This window comes from Sphingomonas sp. AOB5 (assembly GCF_029433115.1).
Lineage (GTDB): Bacteria > Pseudomonadota > Alphaproteobacteria > Sphingomonadales > Sphingomonadaceae > Sphingomonas.
On record NZ_JARNTV010000101.1, the window covers coordinates 1 to 7,264 of the forward strand.

Here is a 7,264-nt window from a genome sequence, read left to right on the forward strand (position 1 = left end):
CACGTCGAGTGCGCGGTCGAGCAGGATCTTCGGCCGGGCGAGGCTGGGGCCGGGCTTCAGCTGGGCGACGGTCACGCCGCCCCATGCCAGCGCCTGTCCGGTCAGCGCCAGTTCGCCATCCGCCGCTTCGGCCAGCGCCGCGCCGCGCTTGCGCAATTCGCTCGCCAGCCGTTTCTCGGCCGCGGCCAGCAGCATGCGCTTGTCGTTGGCGCGGGCATCGGGGGTCACGGTGAAACGGAAGCCTTCCAGCGTGCCCAGGCTATGCTCCTCGACGCTCACTTCGCCATCCGGGCCGATGGTCACCGGCAGGTTCGACGCATCGGCACCGATCTGGCGCAGCAGCACGGTGGTGCGCTTGTCGACGAAGCGCTGGGTCAGGCTGGCGTGGAGCGCGTCGGACAGCTTCTCCTCGATCGCGCGGGTGCGCTCGGCCCAGTGGAACGGGTTCTCCAGCCAGTCGAGGCGATGGGCGATATAGGCCCAGCTGCGCGCCGCCGCGATCCGCCCGGCCAGCGTCTCGACATCGCCGCCCATATTGTCGAGCCGCGCGATCTCGTCGGCGAACCATTGGTGCGGGATATGGCCCTTGCCTTCGCTCAGATGGCCGAAGATGCGCCCGACGAAGCGGGCATGCGGATCGGCGCCCAGCTTGCGGAAATCGGGCAGGCCGCATGCCGCCCATAGCCGCCTGACCATCGCAGGGGAACGCACCCGGTCGCGCACCCAGTCCTCGCCCGCCAGCCGCTTGAGCACGGCGAGATCGACCGCTTCCGGCGCGGCGCGCAGCACGGGCGAATCGGGCTTGCGCTCCAGGCTGCCGATCAGGTCTTCGATACTGTCGAACTCGGGTTCGCCCTCGCGCCAGTAGAGCTTTTCCAGCGGCGGCACGCGATGCCCCTCGATCGCCAGCACTTCCTCGGGGGTAAAGGCCTCGGGTCCCTGTTCGTGCAGTGCGCCGAAGCTGCCGTCCTTCTGGTGCCGTCCCGCGCGCCCGGCGATCTGCGCCATCTCGGCGATGGTCAGCCGGCGCTGGCGGCGGCCGTCGAACTTGTGGAGCGATGCGAAGGCGACATGGTGCACGTCCATGTTCAGCCCCATGCCGATCGCGTCGGTGGCGACGAGATAATCGACTTCGCCCGCCTGAAACATCTCGACCTGCGCGTTGCGGGTGCGCGGGGATAGCGCGCCCATCACCACCGCCGCGCCGCCGCGCAAACGCCGCAACGCCTCGGCCACGGCATAGACTTCCTCGGCGCTGAACGCGACGATGGCCGATCGGCGCGGCAGGCGGGAGATCTTCTTCGCCCCGGCATAGCTGAGCGTCGAGAAGCGCGGCCGCCCGACGATCTCGGCCTCGGGCACCAGCGCCTTGACCATCGGCCGGAGCGAATCCGATCCGAGGATCATCGTCTCCTCATAACCCCGCGCGCGCAGCAGCCTGTCGGTGAAGACATGGCCGCGCTCCGGATCGGCGCCGAGCTGGGCCTCGTCCAGCCCCACGAACGCACACTCACGGTCGGTCGGCATGCTCTCGGCGGTGCACAGGAACCAGCGGGCCTTGGGCGGCAGGATCTTCTCCTCGCCGGTGATCAGCGCGACCTGGGCCTCGCCCTTCATCTTCACGACGCGATCATAGACTTCGCGTGCCAGCAGCCGCAGCGGAAAGCCGATCATGCCGCTGGCATGGCCGCACATCCGCTCGACCGCGAGATGGGTCTTGCCGGTGTTGGTGGGACCAAGGACCGCAGTGACGGGGGAACGCGCGAACCGACTCATGATTGCGGGAAACATCGGGCCGAGTCGCCCCTTAAGCAACACCCCTTGGTTGCCGAATCGGCTTAACCATGTTGGATTGGTTAGCGAATTTGGTGAAAGCTTCCCTTCATCTTTGCTGTGGCACAAGTCGTCGCAGGGAAGCGCGCCCAAGGGGCTACTTAATTTGACTTTAAACCCTGCCTTACACAGTGATTCGGGCCGTGCCGGGGGTGTCGGCATTTCGGACGACTTTTGGGGGCAGCGCGCCTTGTTCCTGCGCAATGATCATGGGCTGGATACGGGCGGCGGATCGGTTGCGATTCCCTATGCCGCCAACCCTGCGCCCGCCGCCAAGTCGCGCTTCGCCGATTTCGATTTCACGCCGGATCTCGGTTCGCGCATCGGATCGGCCACCTGGTTCCGCGGCGCCGCCACTTGCGTTGCGCTGTGCGGCCTCACTTTCCTGATTTCGCCGGGCTTCGAAAATCCGATCTATGGCAGCGTGCCCGCCGCCCTCCACGGCGCCGACCGCGAAGCCGCCAAGGCGCAGGCGATCGCGCCGCTGAGCCAGGGCGCCAAGAGCGGGCGCCACATGGCGGCGACCGCTCTGGTCGCGCCGCTCAGCGACACGCCCGAACGCCCCGAAATCAACACCACCGCCAAGCTCGCCTCGGGCGGCACGCTGATGGGTGCGCTCCAGCGCGCCGGCGTCGGCGGCGGCGATGCGGACCGTGTCGTCGATCTGCTCGGCGGCGCGATCACCCTGGCCGATATCCCTGCGGGCACCCCGCTCGACATCACTCTGGGCCGCCGCGAGAACAAGTCGCAGCCGCGCCCGCTGAAGGAAGTCGAGTTCCGCGCGCGTTTCGACCTGAGCGTGAAGGTCGTGCGCAACAATGGCGAGCTGGCGCTGATCCAGACGCCGATCGCGATCGACAATACGCCGCTGCGCATTCAGGGCGCGTTCGGCCCCAGCCTCTATCGCTCGGCGCGTGCCGCCGGTGCCCCGGCCAAGGCCGTCGAAGCCTATATCCGCTCGGTCAACACCCGCATGCCGGTCGGCCGGATCGGTTCGGGCTGCAAGTTCGACATCATCGTCGAGCAGGCACGCGCCGAAACCGGCGAAGTGCGCATGGGCAACCTTCTCTATGCCGGCGTCGCGGGCTGTTCGAACCAGATGCAGCTGGTGCGGATGGAAGTCGACGGGCGCGACAGCTGGTTCGACGGCGCGGGCCGCGGTGCCCGCACCGGCATGATGGCGATGCCTGCCGCGGGCCGTATCTCGTCGGGCTTCGGCATGCGCCGCCACCCGATCCTGGGCTATGCCCGTATGCACAAGGGCCTCGACGTGGCCGCGCCCTGGGGCGCGCCGGTCTATGCCGCCACCGATGGCGTGGTCGTGATCGCCGGCCGCTCGAGCGGCTATGGCAATTTCATCAAGCTGAACCATGCCGGCGGTTATGGCACCGGCTATGGTCATCTCAGCCGCATCTTCGTCCGCCCCGGCCAGCGCGTGCGCAAGGGGCAGCAGATCGGCGCGGTCGGCTCGACCGGCATGTCGACCGGCCCGCACCTCCATTACGAGCTGTACCGCAACGGCGTGGCGGTGAACCCGCGCTCGGTCAGCTTCTCGGTGGTGCAGCAGCTTGGCGGCAACGATCTGGCAGTGCTGCGCTCGCGCCTCGGCCGGCTGATGGCGGTGCCCGTCGGCGGATCACGGAACGACGACGAGGAATAAGTAACCTCGTCATCCCAGCGAAGGCTGGGATCTTCCAATTTCAGAGCGATCGGATGGTGGCGCGAGATCCCTGCCTTCGCAAGGATGACGATCAGCGGATCGTCACTTCCCCTGAGACCGCCAGCGCTTGATCGTGCGCTCGAGGATCCCGTCCTCGCCGCCGGTCTCGCGCCAAAGCTGCGAGAAGAGCGGGTCAGCCGAGGCAGGCCGCTTGTTCTCGTCGAGATTGTCGAACAGCAGCCGGATCGGCGTCGCGACGCCTTCGCCCACCGCGATGCACTCGCGGTTCCGAAGCGCGGGAATCGAATCGAGGAAGCCGCGCGCGCCTTCGGGCATGGCGGCCTTCACGAAGGCCTGGTCGCGTTCGTTGTTCAGGCGCATCGACAGGATCGTGCCGCACTGGGAAAGCACGCCTTCGGCCAGATCGGACGGACGCTGGGTGATCAGGCCCAGCGACACGCCATATTTGCGGCCTTCCTTGGCGATGCGGCTGAGGATGCGGCCGACCGACGATCCGTCGGCGTTGCGCTCGTTGGGGACGTAGCGGTGCGCTTCCTCGCAGACGAGCAGGATCGGCCGCTTGGGTTCGTTGCGCGACCAGATCGCGAAGTCGAACACCATCCGGCTGAGCACCGCGACCACCACGGAGGTGATTTCGCTGGGCACGCCCGACACGTCGATGATCGAGATCGGCTTGCCGTCGCCCGGCAGGCGGAAGATGCGCGCCAGGAATTGCGACATGGTATCCGCCACCAGCATGCCCGAGAACATGAAGGCATAACGCGGATCGGCCTTGATCTCGTCGATCTTGGAACGGAGGCGGAGGTATGGCGCCGTGTCGGTCGCCTTGTCCATCTTGCCCATCTCGTTCTGCAGGATCGTCATCAGATCGCTCAGCAGATAGGGGATCGGCGCGTCGACGGTCAGCTTGCCGATCTCGGCGGCCAGCCGGTTCTTCTGCTTGGCCATCAGGATGCACTTGGCGAGGATGTCGGCATCGACCTGCCGAGCCGAGCCTTCGGTGGTCAGGAAGACCTCGCAATGCTCCTCGAAGTTCATCAGCCAGTACGGCATCTGCAGGTTCGACACGTCGTACAGCGCACCGTTCGACTGGAAGGCGCTGCCATATTCGCCGTGCGGGTCGATCATCACGATATGACCCTGCGGCGCCAGCTCGCAGATGCGGTGGAGGATCAGCGCGGCGCTGGTCGACTTGCCGGTACCGGTCGATCCCAGCAGTGCGAAATGCTTGCCCAGCATCGCGTCGACATAGAGGGCGGCGCGGATATCCTTGGTCGGATAGACATTGCCGATCTCGATATTAGCCTGATCCTGCGCGGCATAGATCTGCTTCAGGTCGGCGGTCGAGACCGGGAACACTTCGACGCCGGGCGTCGGATAGCGCGTCACGCCGCGGCGGAACTTGTAGAGCTTGCCGGTCAGCTTCTCCTCATCGCCTTCGCCGAGGAAATCGATCTGGGCGGCGATGCGGCCGTCATCGGCCAGCTTGAGCGAGCGGACATTGGCGATCAGCCACGTCCCGCCGACGCGCAATTTGACCTGGCTGCCCACCTGTCCGGCATGGGCGACGGCGATATCGGTGCTGGCGGTGAGGGCTTCCAGTGCAGCGGCGTCGAGCATCACCTGGCTCGACGAGCCGGCGATCTCGATCACGCGGCCGATCACCCGCGCTTGCGCGGGCGCGGAAAACGACTCTCCCGAAACTGGCGTCGCGTTCTCGAAACCCCGCGCGCCAAACTGGCCTTCCATCGGAAACTCCCCGTTGCCCATCGGCCGGTATGCGCCCCGAGGAGTAAAGAATGCGTGTGTTTGGAGGCGGTTAGAATCGACGCCAGATCGCGCCCGCGCCCCAGCCGAACAGCACTGATAACGCTACCGCCACAAGGCCATAGAGCACGGAGTTACGTTCCGCGGAGCGCGCGACGAAGCGTTCGAATCCCGATTTGCGGATATCGATCGGGCGCACCGCGGCGGCAAGCACGCGGCCGTCGCGAATCAGGAAGGTTTCGGCAGTGAAGCGCCCCACAGGCACGCGCGCCGGGATGTTGAGCCGCGCGCGGTAGAGCACGCCGCCGGTGATCTCGACCGCGCCATTGGCTTCGTAATAGAGGCCACCGCGCTTGCGCAGATCGACGAGTCCAATGTCGAAGCGCTTCTGTACCTCGGGCGAGGCTCCGGAGGCGGGCGAGAGCTGAAGGCTGTCGACGCCCAGTTCGTAGATGTCGCGGGTGCGCTGGTCGACCAGCTGGCCGATCGGCTTGGACGAAGCGATGGCGTAGAAGCTGGGCGCGGAGCGATAACGCATCCGCTCTGTATTGACCCAGATGCCCGCCACCTGCTCCTTCTCGCGGACCAGCACCGACTGGGTCGGACCCTTCACCACGACGACGATCTCGGCCGGCTTCTCGCCCTCGGCCGGTGCACGGCCGCCGGGATAGACGATCGCGCCGAACAGCAGCAGATCGGCGCCGGTGAAGGAATAGGCGATCTGGATATCGCGCTGTGACACGTCCGGCACGAGTACCGGCTTGGGTCCCTGCGCCTGGGCGAGCAACAGCGGCGCGAGCAGCAGGAGAGCGGCGGCGCGCTTCACATCAGCTCCACCGAATAGAGTTCGTCGGGCCGCCAGGCGAGACCGAGCAGCATGCGGATCGCCACCAGCAGCACGATCACCGCCAGCGCGAGCCGCAGATATTCGGGCCGCGCTTTGGATGCCATCCGCGCGCCCAGCTGCGCGCCGACCACCGAGCCGAGCAGCAGCAGCGCGGCCAGGACGATATCGACCGCCTTGGTGGTGGTGGCATGAACCATCGTTGCCCAGGCGGTGACCACCATGATCTGGAACAGCGAGGTGCCGACCACCACTTGCGTCCCCATGCCGAGCAGATAGAGCATCGCGGGCACCAGGATGAAGCCGCCGCCCACGCCGAGCAACATCGTCAGCACGCCGGTGAAGAAGCCAAGGATCAGCGGGGCGAGCGGCGAGATGTAGAGGCCCGAGCGATAGAAGCGCCAGCGGAAGGGCAGCATCGCCACCATCGGATGATGCCGCCGCTTGCGCGCCTTGATCGGCATGCCGGCGCGTTGCGCGCGCAGCGTCTGCACCGCTTCGGTCAGCATCAGCCCGCCGATCGATCCGAGCATCAGCACATAGAGGATCGCGATCACCGTATCGATCGCGCCGGTCGATTGCAGCCACGCGAACAGTCCTGCGCCCGCGAAACTGCCTAGCACGCCGCCCGCGATCAGCACCGCGCCCATATGCATGTCCACGCCGTCGCGGCGCAGATGCGCGAACACGCCCGAGACGCTCGCGCCGGTCACCTGACTGGCCGAGGAAGCGGCGGCGACGGTGGGCGGGATGCCGTAGAAGATCAGCAGCGGCGTGGTGAGAAACCCGCCGCCCACGCCGAACATGCCCGAGAGCAATCCCACGCCAAGGCCCAGCGCGACGATCACCAGCGCATTGACCGAGAGATTGGCGATGGGGAGGTACAGGTCCACGGATCAGCCGATACCCTGCCTTGCCGTGCAGCAAAAGGCAGCCGCGTCAGAAATCGCTGCCGATGGTCAGGGCCAACCCTGATCCCGGCCGCGCGTCGCCCGCTACGCGCTGGCGCCAGTCGAGTGCGATCCGCAGATTCTGCCCCGCGACCGGTACCGCCAGCGCCGCCGAGGGACCGATATCGAGCCGCTGCGCATCGCGTTGCGCGGCGCCCCAGATGCCGCCGCCCAGCGAGAGCCGCACCG

At 66.9% G+C, this 7,264-nt stretch carries 5 protein-coding genes and 1 pseudogene; 1 reads left to right on the forward strand and 5 read right to left on the reverse strand.

The annotated features are described in order from the left end of the window. A partial coding sequence (locus P1X14_RS21205; protein ID WP_277317417.1) for a helicase-related protein occupies positions 1–1,776 on the reverse strand: 1,776 nt, incomplete at its 3' end. Positions 1,777–2,023: 247 nt separating this feature from the next. On the opposite strand from P1X14_RS21205, the gene P1X14_RS21210 reads away from it, so the two are divergent. Then, complete coding sequence (locus tag P1X14_RS21210; RefSeq protein WP_277317418.1) at positions 2,024–3,493, forward strand: M23 family metallopeptidase; 1,470 nt, start codon at positions 2,024–2,026, stop codon at positions 3,491–3,493. Between the two features lie 102 nt (positions 3,494–3,595). Here the strand turns inward: P1X14_RS21210 and P1X14_RS21215 are convergent, their stop codons facing one another. The 4 genes and pseudogenes from P1X14_RS21215 to P1X14_RS21230 all read right to left on the reverse strand — a co-directional run. Beyond that, positions 3,596–5,263 carry a DUF87 domain-containing protein gene (locus tag P1X14_RS21215; RefSeq protein WP_277317419.1) on the reverse strand — a complete coding sequence of 556 codons (1,668 nt, stop codon included), beginning with the start codon at positions 5,261–5,263 and terminating at the stop codon, positions 3,596–3,598. A 70-nt stretch (positions 5,264–5,333) separates the two neighbouring features. Beyond that, positions 5,334–6,107, reverse strand: a complete 774-nt coding sequence (locus tag P1X14_RS21220) for a TIGR02186 family protein (RefSeq protein ID WP_277317420.1) — start codon at positions 6,105–6,107, stop codon at positions 5,334–5,336. After that, entirely contained in the window at positions 6,104–7,018 is a 915-nt protein-coding gene (locus tag P1X14_RS21225) for a sulfite exporter TauE/SafE family protein (protein ID WP_277317421.1), read from the reverse strand. Before P1X14_RS21225 ends, P1X14_RS21220 begins: the two co-directional genes overlap by 4 nt. Positions 7,019–7,064: 46 nt before the next feature. Then, positions 7,065–7,264 (reverse strand): annotated as a pseudogene (locus tag P1X14_RS21230) (hypothetical protein); the annotation flags it as partial.